Genomic DNA, 15,996 nt, shown 5'->3' with positions numbered 1-15,996 from the left:
CGGTTAGCCTAACGCTTCGACGTCCGTGGGTTCCATTGCAGCAAGCATCGCGCGCGCCGATCCGATGCCGGGAATCATCGCATCCGGCGCCACTTCCACCAGCGGCACGAGCGCGAAGCTGCGTTCGTGCAGCCTCGGGTGCGGAACGTGCAATCCCGGCTCGTCGATCACCGCGTCGCCGTACAACAGCAGGTCGAGGTCGAGCGTGCGCGGCCCCCACCGATCGTCTTCGCTTCGTTCGCGACCGGCCTCGTGTTCGATCGCCAGCATCGCATCGAGCAGTTCGCGCGCGTCCAGCGACGTCTCGATCATCGCCACGGCGTTGATGAAGTCGGGCTGGTCGGTTCGCCCCCAGGCACGGCTGCGATACAGCCGGGAGGCGCGCAGCAGACGGGTGTGCGGCAGCGCGTCGAGCGCCTGGAACGCCTGGCGCAGCGTGGCGGCGGCGTCGCCCAGATTGCCGCCGAGCCCGATCAGGGCAACGGTCGCTGCGCTCACTCGCCGCCCGCCGAAGAACCGCCGCGACGCCGCCGGCGACGCCTGCGCGGTGCGCCCTCGGCATCGTTGGCGGATGGCTGCGCGTCGAGCTGGGCCGCCAGCGCGTCTCCGGGCTGCTGCTGTGCTTCGCGCCAGAACGCCACGTCGTCCGCGTGCTCGGGCGATGCGGAAAGACGCAGACTGAAGAAGTCGAACGCTGCGCGGAAACGAGGATGCGCCAGCAGGCGGAAGACGCGCTTGCGTTGGCGCTGCGAGAACCGCGACTGCAGCAGCCAGATTTCCTGCATCGGCAGCGAAAAGCGGCGCGGCAGCGCGATGGTGTTGAGCTGGTGGACGGTGACCCGGTCCGCCGCGCGACGCTCCGCTTCCGCCGTATGCATGCCGCCGCTCTGCAACTGCGCCAGGGCGCGGCAATAGGCCGGCCACAGCAACAGCGCGAACAGGAACGCCGGCGACACGGGTTCATCGTTCGCCACCCGTGCATCGGTGCCACGCAGGCCGGCGATGACCATGCGCCGCAGCGCACCGCTCCGGTTCGACTTCAGGGCAAGCGCCGATTCCGGGAACAGCACGTCGAGCAGACCGTGGCGCTCGAGTCCTTCGAAGCTCGCCGCCGCATGTCCGGTGAGGAACAGCTTGAGGCACTCTTCGAAGAGCCGCGCCGGCGCCGCTTCCGCAAGCAGTGGCGCCAGGCGCGGGAGGGGCGCGGCGGTCGCGGGTTCTATCTGGAAGTCGAGCTTCGCCGCCAGACGCACGGCGCGCAGCATGCGAACCGGATCTTCGCGATAACGCGTTTCCGGGTCGCCGATCAGGCGCAGGACGCGGTTCCGCACGTCTTCGAAACCGCCGACGTAATCGCGCACCGAGAAATCCTCGATCGCGTAATACAGCGCGTTGGCGGTGAAGTCGCGGCGGACGGCGTCGTCCTCGATCGAACCGAATACGTTGTCGCGCAGCACGCGCCCGCCTTCATGCGTTTCGCGATCGCCGCTGCCGTCATCGGCGTTGGCGCGGAAGGTAGCGACTTCGATGATCTCGCGACCGAACACCACGTGGGCCAGGCGAAAACGCCGGCCGATCAGCCGGCAATTGCGGAAGAGCTGCTTGACCTGTTCCGGGGTGGCGTCGGTGGCGACGTCGAAATCCTTGGGATGCCCGCCCACCAGCAGGTCGCGTACCGCGCCACCCACGAGGTAGGCGCCGAAGCCGCTTTCGCGCAACCGGTACAGGACGCGCAGGGCATTGGGGCTGACGTCCCGGCGCGAGACGTTGTGCTGGTCGCGCGGAATCACCCGCAGCGTGGTAGGGATGTTGTGGAATTCGGACATCTAGGTTTCGTGCCGCGGTCCCTGTCGGACGGGAGTGAACTGCGCTCGCGCGCCACCAATTGCCCGGCGGCAATGGCGCTGCGTATACTAGCAGTCTGCGTTCAGGCGGATGCCGGGACGCGAGGTGCAGGGTTCCTGCTCCCAAGCTTCATGCTCCCTTCGTCTAGAGGCCTAGGACGTGGCCCTCTCAAGGCTAAAACACGGGTTCGAATCCCGTAGGGAGCGCCATACCGCAGGCCCGAATTGAGATAGGGTCCTGGACAGAAACCCGGCCTGGCCGGGTTTTTTGTTGCCTGGCGATTGCGTCGACCGAACCGCGAATCGCTAAACTAGCCGGCGCATTCAACACATCGCTCAAGGGAAGCATCCCATGCCCTTCGTCGTCACCGAGAACTGCATCAAGTGCAAGTACACCGATTGCGTCGAGGTGTGCCCGGTGGATTGCTTCCACGAAGGGCCCAACTTCCTGGTGATCGATCCGGACGAGTGCATCGACTGCACGCTGTGCGAACCCGAGTGCCCGGTCAATGCGATTTATCCGGAGGACGATGTCCCCGCCGGCCAGGAAGCGTTCGTCGCGCTCAACGCGGAGCTCGCAAAGGCATGGCCGGTGATCACTACCCGCAAGGACGCCCTGCCCGACGCGAAGGAGTGGGAAGGCAAGCCGGGCAAGATCGACCTGCTGGAGCGCTGAGCTTCCTGCAAAAAAACGGGCGCCAGGCGCCCGTTTTTTCATGTGCGTCTGCCGGCCCTCAATTGCCGCCCAGGGCCGTCTTCAGCGCCGCGATCGCCTTTACGGCCGCCTCGCCGGTTGCCGGCTGTCCGCGCGGGTCGACCGCCGCCACGTAGGCACCGGCATCGACGGCGCTCACGCGCACCAGGAAGTTGCTGCCTTCGTAAGCCACGTCGTACACGCCCAGCAGCTGGGCGCGACTGGCGATCGAGAGACCTTCCACCGCAGCCAGCGCATCGCCGACTTTTGCGAAGACCTCGTCGCGGCTGCCCGCAACCGTGAACCCGTTCGACACCCCCGCGACCGGCGCCGTGCGACCCGAGGCGGTAACCGGCGCGCCGGGAGCCACGACCGCACCTTCGGTACGCGGCATGTCGAGATCGGGCGGGACCTCCAGCGGACGGCTGCTGGGATCGGCCGCGTAAAGCTTGTTTTCCCGGCGGAACCAGCTGCAGCCGGAGGTCGCAAGGACGGCTGCCAGGACCACGGCAACGGTGGCGAAACGGGTCAGGCGCATGGAGGTTCTCCTGGATAAGGTCAGGCCGCGTCGGTGCAGGCTTGTTCGAGCTCGCGCACCCGCAGGGCGATGGCGGACGCCGCATCGGCATGCGCGGCGGACAAGGAAAGCAGGGGAAGGCGTAGACCACGGCCGACGCCGTGCAGTTCCAGCAGCGCCTTCACCGGAACGGGGTTGGGTTCGACACCGAGGAAATCGAACACCGGCTGCAGTTGCGCATCGAGATCGCGCGCTGCGTCGACCTTGTGCGCGCGCGCCAGGTCGCACAACTTGCGCATGGCCGCCGGCAGCACGTTGGAAGCCACGGAAATCACGCCGTCCGCTCCAGCCAGCATCGCGCGGCACGCCGTCGGATCGTCGCCACTGAGCACGACGAAATCGCTGCTGCGCAATTCCAGCAACGCAGTCATGCGGTCCGCTTCGGCGCGCGCTTCCTTGATGCCGACGATCTGTGGGTGCGCGCACAGTTCCGCGACGGTTTCGGGAAGCAGGTCGCCACCGGTGCGGCCCGGCACGTTGTAGAGGACCACCGGAAGCGCCTCGTCGTCGGCGATGGCGCGATAGTGCGCGATCAGCCCGGCTTGGGTCGGACGTACGTAAGGCGGGGTGACGACAAGCGCGGCATCCGCGCCGAGTGCGGCAGCACGGCGCGTCTGTTCGATGGTCTTCGCGGTATTCGAAAGTCCCGTGCCTGCCAGCACGGGAATGCGGCCCGCGACGAACTCGACGGCGCTGCGCAGCAGGATGTCGAATTCGCCGTCGTAGAGCGCGGCCGCCTCGCCGGTCGAACCGGCAACGACGATGGCCTGCGTGCCACCATCCAGCTGCTGCCCGAGCAGGCGTTCCCAGGCGTCCAGATCGAGTTCGCCCGCGGCGTTGAACGGTGTCGCCAGCGCAGTGATGCTGCCGGAAAGTCGCAAGTCGGTAGGCCTTGGAAGAGCGTTGATGAAGTCAGATCGCGCGGAGTCTTCGTGTCCGCGTGATCCGGCGCTGGAAGCGGCAATCAGGCTCCCGGAATGGACCTGAATGTTACTTGCGGCGCGAAACCGCGGGCAAGTATGCTGGCCGCGTTCCCGACCCTGCTGCCGGGACATCCTGTTCCAACGATCCGGGCATCCTGCCCCCACTGCCCAGGCGCCGCCTTGACCGACAACGCTCCCCGGCCGTCGCCGAACGAAAACCACCTCCTGATCAACGCCTACACGACGCATCCGGAGTCGCCGCTGCTGTCGGTGACCCGACGCATCACGGACAGCGGCTGCAACCTCGTCGATGCACGGCTGTCGACAGTGGGACGCGATGTTTCGGTCACGGCACTGGCCGTCGGTCCGTGGGACGCGGTGGCCAAACTGGAAGCCATGCTCGCGCGCCTGGAGCGAGAAGAAGGGCTCAAGCTCAACTGGTATCGCACGGGTCCCAAGCAGATCCAGTCGAACCTGCTTCCGTATGTCGTCGAAGTCGTGGCCGCCGACAAGCCCGGCATCCTGTTCCAGCTGGCCGATTTCTTCGACCGCCAGGGCATCACCATCGAGAGCCTGCATTGCTCGCGCTACCGCGCCATGCAGACCGGTGCGGACATGTTCTCCGCACAGGTGACGATCGGCGTGCCGGCGAGCATGCACATTGCTGCGCTGCGCGATGACTTCCTCGAATTCTGCGATCACCTTAACCTCGACGCGATCATGGATCCGATGAAGTTCTGATGATTGCGGTGCCGGAACGACTCCGGCACGCTGGCACCAAGCGCGACACCGCACCGCAACCACCGGTGCAACAGGCAGAGAAACCGATGCTGGACACTGGCGACAAGATCCCCGACCTGCCCATCGCGCTTTCCAGCAGCACGACCTCCGCCGGCACGAGCGGCCGCCTGTCCGATTACAAGGGCCAATGGCTGGTGCTCTACTTCTATCCGAAGGACAGCACGCCCGGCTGCACCACCGAGGGCCTGGACTTCAACGCGCTGCTACCGAAATTCAGGAAGCTGGGCGCCACCGTACTCGGCGTCTCGCGCGATTCTCTCAAGTCGCACCAGAACTTCTGCGCGAAGCAGGGCTTCCGGTTCGACCTGGTGAGCGACACGGACGAAACCCTGTGCAACGCCTTCGGCGTCATCAAGCCGAAGAAGCTCTACGGCCGCGAATACATCGGCGTGGAGCGCAGCACCTTCCTCATCGATCCCAAGGGCGTCATAGTCCAGTCCTGGCGCCCGGTAAAAGTCCCCGGCCACGCCCAGGCCGTGTACGACGCACTCAAGGCTGCCGCAACGAAGTGATCACCCAGTGTTTCATCGACTCCACCACCCCGCCGCGCGGGATCGTGGTGGCCTGCCTCTGCCCGGCTTTCGAGCGGTTCGCCTCCAGGAAAGCATGATGACCCGAAGCAAGCGCATCTACGTCCTCGACACCAACGTGCTGATGCACGATCCCACCGCGCTGTTCAAGTTCGAGGAGCACGATGTCTACCTGCCCATGCAGGTGATCGAGGAACTGGACAACGGCAAGAAGGGCACCAGCGAAGCCAGCCGCAATGCGCGACAGGTCAGCCGGTTCCTCAACGAGCTGGTCGAGAGCCACGGCACGCGCTCGATTTCCGAAGGCATTCCCCTCACCCGCCCGCAGGGCCTGCAGCTGCGTGGCGCGCAGAGCATCGGCAGGCTGCGCTTCCAGACCGGCGATTTCGATTCCGGCAAGCGCTTCGGGGCGGTCATCCCCGACAACCACATCCTGGGCGCGATCCTCGCGCTGAAGGAGGCCGAGCCCGGATCGCCGGTGGTGTTCGTCTCCAAGGACATCAACCTGCGCATCAAGGCGTCGATCGCCGGCATCGACTCGGAGGACTACGAGAACGATCGCGCGCTGGACGACTTCAGCCTGTTGTACACCGGCTCGACCGCTTTGCCGGAAGACTTCTGGCAACGCTACGGCAAGGACCTGCGCTCCTGGACCGAAAAGGGCCGCACGTTCTACGAGATCCGCCGGGGCGAGAGCGACGACTGGTATCCGAACCAGTTCCTATACCTGCCCGGCGACGAGGAAGCGGAGCTGAAGGTCGCGCATGTCGAAGGCGAACGCGTCATCCTGCAGATCGTCGACGACTTCCGCCACAACCAGCATGCCGTCTGGGGCATCACCGCGCGCAATCGCGAGCAGAACTTCGCGCTCAACGCACTGATGGACCCGGAGATCGACTTCGTCACCCTGCTCGGCACGGCGGGCACGGGCAAGACGCTGCTCGCGCTGGCCGCCGGTCTGGCGCAGACGATGGATCAGCAGCGTTACCGCGAAATCATCATGACCCGCGCGACCGTCAGCGTGGGCGAGGACATCGGCTTCCTGCCCGGCACGGAGGAAGAAAAGATGACGCCATGGATGGGCGCGCTCACCGACAACTTGGAAGTGCTCACGCACAACCCGGAAGGCGGCAGCTGGGGACGCGCGGCGACCAACGACCTGCTGGCTTCGCGCATCAAGATCCGTTCGCTGAACTTCATGCGCGGTCGCACCTTCCTCAGCCGCTGGCTGATCCTCGACGAGGCGCAGAACCTCACGCCGAAGCAGATGAAGACCCTGATCACGCGCGCCGGCCCCGGCACCAAGATCGTGTGCCTGGGCAATGTCGAGCAGATCGATACACCGTACCTGACGGAGACGACGTCCGGCCTGACCTATGCGGTCGATCGCTTCAAGGGCTGGGCGCACAGCGCGCACGTGACCCTGCGCCGTGGCGAACGCTCGCGACTGGCCGATTACGCTTCGGAAGTCATGTAACGCTCCATGGGTGTGCAGCTTCCCCGTTGGGTCTGGGTCGGGGCCGGCTCGCTGGCCTGCGTCGCCGGGATGGTGAACGTGGTCGGTTACCTCGGCTTCGAACACCAGGCCGTGACGCACCTCACCGGCACCACCAGCCTGCTTGGCGCCGCCATCGTGGCTGGGGACGAGCGCGCCGCCGGCCAACTGCTGGGGGTCGCAGTCGCGTTCACCGTCGGCGCCGCGCTGAGCGGCATGATCGTCCAGGACAGCACGCTCCGGCTCGGGCGTCGTTACGGCGTCACCCTGACCATCGAATCGATCCTGCTGTTCGCCGCGATGTTCCTGTTCAAGCAGCACCAGTCCGCCGGCGCCCTGCTGGCCGCGATGGCGTGCGGCCTGCAGAACGCGATGGCCACGACCTTCAGCGGCGCAGTGGTGCGCACCACGCACCTGAGCGGGATGTTCACCGATCTCGGCATCGCCCTGGGGCACCTGCTGCGCGGCATGGCGCTGCCACGACGGCGACTGGCGTTGAGCGGATTGATCATCAGCAGCTTCTTCTCGGGCGGCATCGTGGGTGCCGGGCTCTATCGCCATCTGGGCTACGACGCGCTGGCCGTGCCGGCGGTGCTGACCGGACTGGTCGGCATCGGCTATGCGGCCTTCCGCCACTGGCACACCTTGCAGCATGATGCCGAGGACGCTGGGCCGGACAGGCCGTCGGAGTCGTAGCCGACCCGGCCCGCACCGCCGCATGCCCGGGGGATCCGTGCAAACACCTCAACTCACCGTCAGGTACTACCTGTCGTTGTTCGTGCCGAAGTCGTACACGGTGTTGCGCGGTGGCTACAGCCTGCGCGAATTGCGCGCGGACGTCCTCGCCGGCCTGACCGTCGCCGTCGTGGCGCTGCCACTGGCCATGGCCCTGGCGATCGCCAGTGGCGCCACGCCCGAAAAGGGACTGCATACCGCGATCGTCGCGGGTTTCCTGATCTCGGCGCTCGGCGGCTCGCGCGTGCAGATCGGCGGACCGACCGCGGCCTTCATTCCCGTCGTGTTCGTCGTGATCCAGCAGTTCGGTTACGGCGGGCTGATCCTGTGCACGCTGCTTGCCGGCCTCATGTTGATCGCGGCCGGCCTGCTGCGACTGGGCACGCTGATGAAGTACATGCCGCAGCCGGTGATCACCGGCTTCACGGCCGGCATCGCGGTGAGTATCTTTTCCAGCCAGATCAAGGATGCGCTCGGTCTGCAGATGGGCGCGGTGCCCGCGGAATTCCTTCCGCGCTGGACCGCCTACGCGAAGCACATCGCGACCGCGCAGCCCGCCGCCATTGCGCTGACCGCACTGGGGTTGGCCGTGATCCTGGCGGTGCGGCGCTGGCGGCCGAACTGGCCGGTGTTCCTGATCGCACTGCTGGCCTGCACGCTGGTGAGCACCGGCCTGGCGCTGCCGGCGGAAACGATCGGCTCGCGTTTCGGCGCCCTGCCCTCGGCGCTGCCGACTTTCGATTTCCCGCATATCCCCTTCGAACGCACGCGCGAACTGCTGCCCAGCTCGCTCACCATCGCCTTCCTTGCCGGCGTGGAATCGCTGCTGTCGGCCGTCGTCGCCGACGGCATGACCGGCGGCCGTCACCGGTCCAACGCGGAACTCGTCGCGCAGGGCGTGGCCAACAGCGCCTCCGCGCTGTTCGGTGGACTGCCCGCCACCGGCGCGATCGCCCGCACCGCCACCAATGTGCGCGCGGGCGGCCGCACGCCCATGGCAGGCATGGTGCACGCCGGATTCCTGCTGGTGTTCATGCTGCTGCTGGCGCCTTTCATGCGCTACATCCCGCTGGCAGCACTGGCTGCGGTGCTGCTGGTGGTGGCCTGGAACATCAGCGAGGCCGAGGCCTTCCGCCACACGCTCTCGGCCCCGAAGGGCGACCGTCTCGTGCTGCTGCTGACCTTCCTGCTCACCGTCTTCTTCGACCTGACCATCGCGATCGAAGCGGGCCTGGTAACGGCGGCGTTCGTCTTCATGTTCCGCATGGCGGACGCGTTCGAGGTCAGCTCGGGAGTGAAACTGGTGGAGGAAAACGGCGCGGACGACGCCACCGAAAAGGCTCCCTCGCAACGCGACCGGCTTCCGCCGGGCGTGGAGGCCTTCCAGATCAGTGGTGCGCTGTTCTTCGGCGCGGCCAATCGCCTCGACGACCTGCTCGACCAGTTCCGCGTGCCGCCCAAGGTTTTCATCCTGCGCATGCGCCTGGTGCCACTGATCGACGCCAGCGGCGTGCATGCGCTCAAGGCCCTGCTGGAACGCTGCCATCGGCGCGGCATCGTCCTGGTCGTTTCGGGTCTGCAGCCGCAACCGCAGCGCGTGGTCGCACAGATGCAACTGCATCCGCGCGAAGGCGAACTGCACTTCGTCTCCGATTACGAAGCCGCACTGGCACTGGCACGGCGGCTGGTTGCCGCAACTAACGACAACCGATGAATTCACCTCACCCCGTTTCCGCACTGACCATTGCCGGTTCCGATTCCGGCGGCGGCGCCGGCATTCAGGCCGACCTGAAGACCTTTGCCGCGCACCGCGTGCACGGCCTGAGTGCGATTGCGGCGCTGACCGCACAGCACACGCGGGGCGTCACCGCCGTGGAAGTGCCGCCCGTCGAATTCCTGCATGCGCAGGTGGACGCCTGCTTCGCGGATTTCGACATCGGTGCGGTGAAGCTGGGCATGCTCGCCACGGCCGACGTCATCCACGCCGTGGCCGATGCGCTGGAACGCCATCGGCCGCCGCATGTCGTGCTCGACCCGGTAATGGTCGCGACGTCCGGAGCAAAGCTGCTGCGTCCCGACGCACTGGACGCGCTGCGAAACCGGCTGCTGCCGCTGGCGACGCTGGTCACACCCAATCTTCCGGAAGCGGAACTGCTGCTGGGGTGGGAGATCGCGAACCACGACGCGATGCGCCGCGCCTGCGAGGCGCTGCTGCAACGGGGCGCGCGCGCCGTGCTGCTGAAGGGCGGCCATCTTGCCGATAGCGGCGACGTGGTGGATCTGCTCGCCCACGGCGCCGGAATCGTCGAATTCCGCCATGCGCGGCTACAGCTGGAAGCGCATGGCACGGGATGCACGCTGGCCTCCGCGGTCGCCGCGAACCTGTGCCGCGGGCTCGCGCTGGACGACGCCTGCCGAGCCGCCGGCGATTACGTGAACGCGGCGCTGCGCGGCGGCTATCGTCCCGGACGCAGCGACGTCGTGGTGCTCGATCATTTCGGAGCCGCCCCGCGTGGCTGATCTCCCCGTGCAGGCCAACGACGTAAAGACGATCGACGTGCAGGCGGCGGACGGCCATCGGTGGCAGTTGCTCGCAACCGTCCCGGCGCGCGCGCACTCACGATTGTTGTGGTTGCCGGCCATGGGTGTGGCGGCACGGCACTATCTGCCCTTCGCCCAGGCGCTCTGCGCACGTGGCGTCGCGGTGTTCATCCACGACTGGCGCGGCATCGGCTCCAGCAGCCTGCGGCCGGCGCGCGACAGCGACTGGGGGTATCGCGAGCTGCTCGCGTTCGACCTGCCCGCCAGCGAAGCCGCGGTCTCCGCGCATATGGACGGATTGCCCCGCATCCTCGGCGGCCATAGCCTCGGTGGGCAGCTGGCCTGCTGCCATCTTGGAATGAATCCGGACAGCGCATCGCGGCTGTGGCTGGTCGCCAGCGGTTCGCCGTATTGGCGCAGCTTCCCGCCGCGCACGCGCTGGTGGCTGCCGATGGCATATCGCTTCCTGCCCTGGCTGGCGGAGCGGCGTGGCTTCCTGCCGGGCCGCAGCATCGGCTTCGGCCGCAACGAATCGCGCAGTGTCATCGCCGATTGGGCACGCTCTGCGTTGAGCGGGCGCTACGCCGCGCGTGGACTGGAGGTCGACCTGGAGGCCGGGATGGTGCGCCTCGACGTGCAGGCGCATGCGGTGGTGTTCGCGCGGGATTGGCTGGCGCCGGTCGGTTCGAGCCACTACCTGTTGTCGAAGTTGCCGCGGACGCGCCATCGCATCGACTGTCTCGCAGCGGACCAACTCGGAACCCGGGCCGGGCATTTCGAATGGATGAAACAGCCGGCAGCGGTCGTCGATGCGCTGCTACGGGATGAGTGAGGACGATCCCCGGCTCATTTCGCAATAACGGCGCAATTCGTCGCGCGCGAGCTCGCGCCCCTGCGCGAGCATCAGTTCCACCTCCGCGCGCGCGGGTATGCTCGCCTGCGCACCCATGCGCGTACAGGCCAGGGCGGAGGCAGCGGCAGCGCGGCGCATGGCTTCAGCGAACGTGTCGCCCGCGGCCAGCGCCGCCACGAAGGCGCCACAGTAGGTGTCGCCTGCGCCGGTCGTGTCGACCGCGTCGACTTCGAATGCCGGCTGCAGCACCCAGCCACCCTGCGTATGCGCGCAACTGCCGCGGGCGCCCAGGGTGACGATGACGTCGACTCGCCCCAGCCGGGCCACGGCGGCCGCCATGTCGTCTTCCACACCGGTGACCGCGGCGAGTTCGCCCTCGTTGGCGATGAGCACATCGACGCTCTCCAACAGGGTCTGCGGAAGCGCTTGCGCCGGCGCTGCGTTGAGCACCACGCGCACGCCTGCCGCGCGCGCGGCCTGCGCCCAGGCCAGCACCGGATCCAGGGGCGTTTCCAGTTGCAGCAGCAGGTGCGTGACGCCGGCGAGATCGGGCAGATGTTCGGGGCGGAGCTGGCTGTTGGCGCCGGGCGCCACCGTGATCGCGTTTTCCGCTTCGTCGGACACGCAGATGAAGGCAACACCGGTGGGCTCGCCCGTGCGGACGATGTGGGCTTCGACGCCCGCTTCGCGCAACGAATGTTCCAGCGGCAATGCGTAAGCATCGTTACCGAGCGCAAGCAGCATGCGGGTGCGGACGCCGCCCGCGCGCGCGCACGCAACCGCCTGGTTGGCGCCCTTGCCGCCGGGAAACGTGCTGAAGTCGCTGCCCAGCACGGTTTCGCCCGGAGCCGGTATATGCGGCGCACGTACGACGAAATCGAGGTTCGCCGACCCTGCGACCAGCACCGTGTTGCCTGATGTCATGCCTGCTCCCATGGCGGCTCCGGCCGCGTGTTGCAGAACATAGCCGATGGCAACGGAGCGCGAGGCACGACGCCCTGCGCGACGGCGTGAAAAAACAAAAGGGTCGACGGTTTCCCGTCGACCCTTTTGTTTGTGTGGCGCGCCCGGAGAGATTCGAACTCCCGACCACCAAGTTCGTAGCCTGGTGCTCTATCCAGCTGAGCTACGGGCGCAAAAGCTAGAAGCGGAATTATGCTCAGTTGTTATCGCTTCGTCAAACGCTTCAGCGATAAAACTGGCGGAGACTGAGGGATTCGAACCCTCGATGGAGCTTTTGACCCCATACTCCCTTAGCAGGGGAGCCCCTTCGGCCTCTCGGGCAAGTCTCCGCGGCAACTTCGCGGGGCGCAGAGCATAACGGCTCTGCGCATGGGCGGCAAATTTTTTTAGCCCCCATCTCCCTTGCGATCCTGTTCCGAGGCGCCCTCACCACGCTGTATGCGCTGGTAGATCTCCTCGCGATGGACCGCGACATCCTTGGGCGCGGTGATGCCGATGCGCACCTGGTTGCCCTTTACACCCAGCACGGTGACAGTAACCGAGTCACCGATCATCAATGTCTCGCCGACGCGACGCGTCAGGATAAGCATGTAAATCTCCTCGATACCGGCCAAGATCGCCGGTCAGGGCGCCCGTTCCCTCAAAGGCGCCTTACTTCCTGAAAACAACGCCGGCCTCCCATCGACCGCTGCCGCGGCCCGGAAGTTCGGCGCCCCCTGTCACATACCACATTCAGCATCATGCCAGTTTTTGCGCGACCCAGTCCGTGACGCTGGACAGTGCCTGCCGCAGCGCCGGGCCATCCTCGCCGCCGCCTTGAGCCATATCCGGGCGGCCACCGCCCTTGCCATTGATCTGTGCTGCCACATGGGACAGTAGCTCCCCGGCCTTGACCTTGCCAGCGGGCGAACCGCTGACCCCCGCGATCAGCGCAGCCTTGCCTTCGCTGGCGCCCGCAAGCACGACCACCGCGTCGCCGAGCTGCTGCTTGAGTCGGTCCACCGCCTCCCTCAGGGCCTTGGAATCGAAGCCCTCCAGTCGCGACGCCACTACCTTGACACCACGGACGTCGACTGCCGAACCGGCCAGATCGGCGGTGGCGCCGGACGCCGCCTTGGCCTTCAGCGATTCCAGCTCGCGCTCGAGCTTCTTCTGCCGATCGAGCAGTCCACGGATCTTCTCGGGCACGTCGGCTGCATTGCCCCCCAGCAGGTTCGCGGCCTGTTCGAGCCGGCGCTCTTCCTCGGCGACATGGTCGAGCGCACCCTGCCCCGTCAATGCCTCGATGCGGCGCACGCCAGCCGATACGCCGCCTTCGGAAACGATCTTGAACAGACCGATGTCGCCGGTGCGCGCCACGTGCGTGCCGCCGCACAACTCGGTCGACGTATCGCCCATGCGCAACACGCGCACGCGCTCGCCGTACTTCTCGCCGAACAGCGCCATGGCACCGAAATCGAGCGCTTCCTGCATGTCCATGTGATGGATTTCGGCCGCATGGTTGCGGCGAATCTCGGCGTTCACCTGTCGCTCGATCTGCGCGAGTTCGGACGCGGTCACCGGCTGGAAATGCGAGAAGTCAAAGCGCAGGCGCTCGGGCGCGACCAGCGAACCCTTCTGTGTCACATGCGTGCCCAAGACGTCGCGCAGTGCGGCGTGCAGAAGGTGGGTGGCGCTGTGATTCAGCACCGTGGCGGCGCGACGGGCGTGGTCGATGGCACCGACGATGTGATCGCCGCGCCTGAGCATGCCGGCCGTAAGCGTGCCGGCGTGACCATGGAACTGCCCGGCCAGCTTCTGCGTATCGCGCACCTGGAACATCACGCCCTGCTCGGCCAGCTGGCCGGTGTCGCCCACCTGACCGCCGCTTTCGGCGTAGAAGGGGGTGCGATCGAGGATGACGATGGCTTCATCGCCTGCCTGGATGGCATCGACGGCCTTGCCGTCCTTCAGCAACGCAACGACTTCGAGGCCGCCCGCTTCGAGGTGCTCATAGCCGACGAACTCGGTCGGCTGCAATTGCGAAATCAGCTCCGCCGGAATCGTAACGCCGCCGCCGAACTTGCCTGCGGCGCGAGCGCGTTCGCGCTGCTGCTCCATCAGACGTTCGTAGCCGACCATGGCTTCGGGCTGCAACTCGGTGCCGCGCTCGCGCAGGATGTCGGCGATGAGATCCGGCGGGCAACCGTAGGTGTCGTGCAGGAGGAACAGCTGTTCGCCATCGATCTGGCCACCCGCTTGCGCCAGATAGCCTTCCAGGCGTTGCATGCCGGCATCGAGCGTCTGCGCGAATGCGGCTTCCTCGGCCTTGAGCGAACGCTCGACGAGGTCGCGCTTCTGCACCAACTCCGGATAGGCCTGCCCCATCACGTCGATGAGCGGCGCCACCATGCGCCAGAAACTGCCCTCGGCGCTGAGCGCACCAAGCTTCCAGAAATGCCGGACCGCGCGACGCACGATGCGACGCAGCACGTAACCGCGGCCCTCGTTGCTCGGCAGGACACCATCGACGATCAGGAAGCTGCAGGCACGGATGTGGTCGGCGATGACGCGCAGCGACTTGTGTTCCAGGTCGGTCGTGCCGGTAATGACGGCGGCAGCCTTGATCAGGTGCTGGAACAGATCGATCTCGTAATTGCTGTGCACGTGCTGGAGCACGGCGGAGATGCGCTCCAGGCCCATGCCGGTATCGACGCAGGGTGCGGGCAAAGGCACCAGCGTGCCGTCCGGCTGCCGGTCGAACTGCATAAAGACGTTGTTCCAGATCTCGATGAAGCGGTCGCCGTCCTCGTCCGGCGAGCCGGGCGGGCCGCCGGCGATGTGCGCACCATGGTCATAGAAGATCTCGGTGCACGGGCCGCAGGGCCCGGTATCCGCCATCTGCCAGAAATTGTCCGAGGCATACGGGGCGCCCTTGTTGTCGCCGATGCGGACGATCCGCTCGGGCGGCAGCCCCACCACCTTGTTCCAGATGTCGAAGGCCTCGTCGTCGGTGTGATAGACGGTGACGAGCAACTTCTCGCGCGGCAGCTTCCAGACTTCGGTCAGCAGTTCCCACGCCCAGGTGATGGCGTCCTTCTTGAAATAGTCGCCGAAGCTGAAATTGCCCAGCATTTCAAAGAACGTGTGGTGGCGGGCCGTGTAACCCACCTGGTCCAGGTCGTTGTGCTTGCCGCCGGCACGCACGCAGCGCTGCGAGCTGGTCGCGCGCGTGTAGCTGCGTTTTTCGGCGCCAAGGAATACGTCCTTGAACTGGACCATGCCCGCGTTGGTGAACAGCAGGGTCGGGTCGTTGCCGGGAACAAGGGAACTGGAAGGGACGACGGCGTGCCCCTTGGAACGGAAGAATTCGAGGAAATCGCTACGGATTTCAGTGGTGGTTTTCATGCCTGGCGCGCAATTGAAGGCTGGGCAGGTCGCAACGACCGGCCGGCCTGCCAAGATGGCGGCGGAAGGCCGGGCAGGCAACCCAGTCGGAAAGCCTTCTAGCCTAACAGGCAGCGCGGTCCGGCGCAGTCGGCCGGGCCTTGCTCAATCCGTCTCGAAGTCGGCCCGAAGGGCCGACCGTACGCTGGCGCCGTCGAACCCGCGCCGCATCAGGAAATCCGCGGCCTTGCGCCGCTGGTTCAAATCAAGGGTGGCGACCGGGCCGTAGCGCCGACGGACGAGGTCGGAGGCGGTTTCGGCCCAGTCGCCATGGAAAGTGTCCAGGGCAGCTGCAATGGTGTCGGCGTCGAGACCGTGGGTGGCGAGTTCGGCGCGGATCCGCGCCGGGCCGTAGCCGTTGGAGATGCGGCTGCGAACCAGGCTCTCGGCGAAACGGCCATCGCTCTGCCAGCCATCTCCGGCCAGCTTCGCCACCGCGTGTTCCACCTCGGCGGCGTCCATGCCACGCGAGGTCAATTTGCGGGTCAACTCCTTCCTGGAATGCTCGCGTCGGGTGAGCAGCCCCAGAGCCCGTTGGGTGGCCGTCAGCTCCCGGGGCTTTCGCCGCTGCTGGGAGCGACTACCGCTCTCGACGCTGCCGTCATCCATTCGCC

Annotated in this window: 16 protein-coding genes and 3 tRNA genes; 9 read left to right on the top strand and 10 right to left on the bottom strand. The window is 66.5% G+C overall.

Features of this window, described 5'->3' with window-relative positions:
• Positions 1-3: 3 nt before the first annotated feature.
• The gene (gene folK, locus ACFPN1_RS00735) at positions 4-498 is read right to left on the bottom strand and encodes a 2-amino-4-hydroxy-6-hydroxymethyldihydropteridine diphosphokinase (RefSeq protein ID WP_386752136.1); all 495 of its coding nucleotides are present in this window, start codon (positions 496-498) and stop codon (positions 4-6) included.
• Complete coding sequence (gene pcnB / locus ACFPN1_RS00730) at positions 495-1,826, bottom strand: polynucleotide adenylyltransferase PcnB (protein ID WP_386752134.1); 1,332 nt, start codon at positions 1,824-1,826, stop codon at positions 495-497. The genes folK and pcnB overlap by 4 nt, the downstream gene beginning before the upstream one ends.
• 152 nt (positions 1,827-1,978) lie before the next feature.
• On the opposite strand from pcnB, the gene ACFPN1_RS00725 reads away from it, so the two are divergent.
• Both ACFPN1_RS00725 and fdxA read left to right on the top strand, forming a co-directional pair.
• A tRNA-Glu gene (locus ACFPN1_RS00725) sits at positions 1,979-2,054 on the top strand.
• 142 nt (positions 2,055-2,196) lie between these two features.
• Positions 2,197-2,520 carry a ferredoxin FdxA gene (gene fdxA / locus ACFPN1_RS00720; RefSeq protein ID WP_386752132.1) on the top strand — a complete coding sequence of 108 codons (324 nt, stop codon included), beginning with the start codon at positions 2,197-2,199 and terminating at the stop codon, positions 2,518-2,520.
• Positions 2,521-2,578: 58 nt separating this feature from the next.
• On the opposite strand, the gene ACFPN1_RS00715 is transcribed toward fdxA, so the two are convergent.
• Positions 2,579-3,076, bottom strand: a complete 498-nt coding sequence (locus ACFPN1_RS00715) for a hypothetical protein (RefSeq protein WP_386752131.1) — start codon at positions 3,074-3,076, stop codon at positions 2,579-2,581.
• A gap of 20 nt (positions 3,077-3,096) precedes the next feature.
• Positions 3,097-3,996 (bottom strand): 4-hydroxy-tetrahydrodipicolinate synthase, encoded by a 900-nt coding sequence (gene dapA, locus ACFPN1_RS00710; RefSeq protein WP_386752130.1) that lies wholly within the window; start codon positions 3,994-3,996, stop codon positions 3,097-3,099.
• A gap of 222 nt (positions 3,997-4,218) precedes the next feature.
• Here dapA and ACFPN1_RS00705 point away from each other — a divergent pair, with 222 nt between their 5' ends.
• The 7 genes from ACFPN1_RS00705 (at position 4,219) to ACFPN1_RS00675 (ending at position 10,972) form a co-directional block, all read left to right on the top strand.
• Positions 4,219-4,779, top strand: a complete 561-nt coding sequence (locus ACFPN1_RS00705) for a glycine cleavage system transcriptional repressor (RefSeq protein ID WP_386752128.1) — start codon at positions 4,219-4,221, stop codon at positions 4,777-4,779.
• 86 nt (positions 4,780-4,865) lie between these two features.
• Complete coding sequence (locus tag ACFPN1_RS00700) at positions 4,866-5,351, top strand: peroxiredoxin (protein WP_386753996.1); 486 nt, start codon at positions 4,866-4,868, stop codon at positions 5,349-5,351.
• A 97-nt stretch (positions 5,352-5,448) separates the two neighbouring features.
• Complete coding sequence (locus ACFPN1_RS00695; RefSeq protein ID WP_386752126.1) at positions 5,449-6,846, top strand: PhoH family protein; 1,398 nt, start codon at positions 5,449-5,451, stop codon at positions 6,844-6,846.
• Positions 6,847-6,852: 6 nt separating this feature from the next.
• A complete protein-coding gene (locus ACFPN1_RS00690; RefSeq protein ID WP_386752125.1) occupies positions 6,853-7,560 on the top strand; it encodes a YoaK family protein in 708 nt (235 codons plus the stop codon).
• A gap of 37 nt (positions 7,561-7,597) precedes the next feature.
• Positions 7,598-9,313 (top strand): SulP family inorganic anion transporter, encoded by a 1,716-nt coding sequence (locus ACFPN1_RS00685; protein ID WP_386752123.1) that lies wholly within the window; start codon positions 7,598-7,600, stop codon positions 9,311-9,313.
• A complete protein-coding gene (gene thiD, locus ACFPN1_RS00680; protein ID WP_386752121.1) occupies positions 9,310-10,119 on the top strand; it encodes a bifunctional hydroxymethylpyrimidine kinase/phosphomethylpyrimidine kinase in 810 nt (269 codons plus the stop codon). Before ACFPN1_RS00685 ends, thiD begins: the two co-directional genes overlap by 4 nt.
• Positions 10,112-10,972: an alpha/beta hydrolase family protein gene (locus ACFPN1_RS00675; RefSeq protein WP_386752119.1), complete on the top strand. Its 861-nt coding sequence runs from the start codon at positions 10,112-10,114 to the stop codon at positions 10,970-10,972. The genes thiD and ACFPN1_RS00675 overlap by 8 nt, the downstream gene beginning before the upstream one ends.
• Here ACFPN1_RS00675 and ACFPN1_RS00670 read toward each other — a convergent pair.
• The 6 genes from ACFPN1_RS00670 to recX form a co-directional block, all read right to left on the bottom strand.
• Positions 10,958-11,917, bottom strand: a complete 960-nt coding sequence (locus ACFPN1_RS00670) for a ribokinase (RefSeq protein ID WP_386752117.1) — start codon at positions 11,915-11,917, stop codon at positions 10,958-10,960. The two genes, ACFPN1_RS00675 and ACFPN1_RS00670, sit on opposite strands and share 15 nt — an antisense overlap.
• 135 nt (positions 11,918-12,052) lie before the next feature.
• A tRNA-Arg gene (locus ACFPN1_RS00665) sits at positions 12,053-12,129 on the bottom strand.
• 63 nt (positions 12,130-12,192) lie between these two features.
• Positions 12,193-12,285, bottom strand: a tRNA-Ser gene (locus ACFPN1_RS00660).
• Positions 12,286-12,342: 57 nt separating this feature from the next.
• Positions 12,343-12,546: a carbon storage regulator CsrA gene (gene csrA, locus ACFPN1_RS00655; RefSeq protein ID WP_386752115.1), complete on the bottom strand. Its 204-nt coding sequence runs from the start codon at positions 12,544-12,546 to the stop codon at positions 12,343-12,345.
• 148 nt (positions 12,547-12,694) lie between these two features.
• A complete protein-coding gene (gene alaS, locus ACFPN1_RS00650) occupies positions 12,695-15,343 on the bottom strand; it encodes an alanine--tRNA ligase (RefSeq protein ID WP_386752113.1) in 2,649 nt (882 codons plus the stop codon).
• Between the two features lie 144 nt (positions 15,344-15,487).
• Positions 15,488-15,991 (bottom strand): recombination regulator RecX, encoded by a 504-nt coding sequence (recX, locus tag ACFPN1_RS00645; protein ID WP_386752111.1) that lies wholly within the window; start codon positions 15,989-15,991, stop codon positions 15,488-15,490.
• Positions 15,992-15,996 lie beyond the last annotated feature (5 nt).

This window comes from Lysobacter yangpyeongensis, from assembly GCF_042655745.1.
In the GTDB taxonomy this organism is placed as follows: Bacteria; Pseudomonadota; Gammaproteobacteria; order Xanthomonadales; family Xanthomonadaceae; genus Agrilutibacter; species Agrilutibacter yangpyeongensis.
The sequence above is the reverse complement of the archived record's forward strand: the minus strand, read 5'-3'. Positions and strand labels throughout refer to the sequence as shown.

Excerpts from the sequence above, each read along its gene's own strand:
- ACFPN1_RS00700 (WP_386753996.1), top strand. The coding sequence starts at position 4,866 with ATGCTGGACACTGGCGACAAGATCCCCGACCTGCCCATCGCGCTTTCC.
- alaS (WP_386752113.1), bottom strand. The coding sequence starts at position 15,343 with ATGAAAACCACCACTGAAATCCGTAGCGATTTCCTCGAATTCTTCCGT.
- recX (WP_386752111.1), bottom strand. The coding sequence starts at position 15,991 with ATGGATGACGGCAGCGTCGAGAGCGGTAGTCGCTCCCAGCAGCGGCGA.
- ACFPN1_RS00690 (WP_386752125.1), top strand. The coding sequence starts at position 6,853 with ATGGGTGTGCAGCTTCCCCGTTGGGTCTGGGTCGGGGCCGGCTCGCTG.
- csrA (WP_386752115.1), bottom strand. The coding sequence starts at position 12,546 with ATGCTTATCCTGACGCGTCGCGTCGGCGAGACATTGATGATCGGTGAC.
- ACFPN1_RS00695 (WP_386752126.1), top strand. The coding sequence starts at position 5,449 with ATGACCCGAAGCAAGCGCATCTACGTCCTCGACACCAACGTGCTGATG.
- fdxA (WP_386752132.1), top strand. The coding sequence starts at position 2,197 with ATGCCCTTCGTCGTCACCGAGAACTGCATCAAGTGCAAGTACACCGAT.
- ACFPN1_RS00715 (WP_386752131.1), bottom strand. The coding sequence starts at position 3,076 with ATGCGCCTGACCCGTTTCGCCACCGTTGCCGTGGTCCTGGCAGCCGTC.
- ACFPN1_RS00670 (WP_386752117.1), bottom strand. The coding sequence starts at position 11,917 with ATGACATCAGGCAACACGGTGCTGGTCGCAGGGTCGGCGAACCTCGAT.
- pcnB (WP_386752134.1), bottom strand. The coding sequence starts at position 1,826 with ATGTCCGAATTCCACAACATCCCTACCACGCTGCGGGTGATTCCGCGC.
- thiD (WP_386752121.1), top strand. The coding sequence starts at position 9,310 with ATGAATTCACCTCACCCCGTTTCCGCACTGACCATTGCCGGTTCCGAT.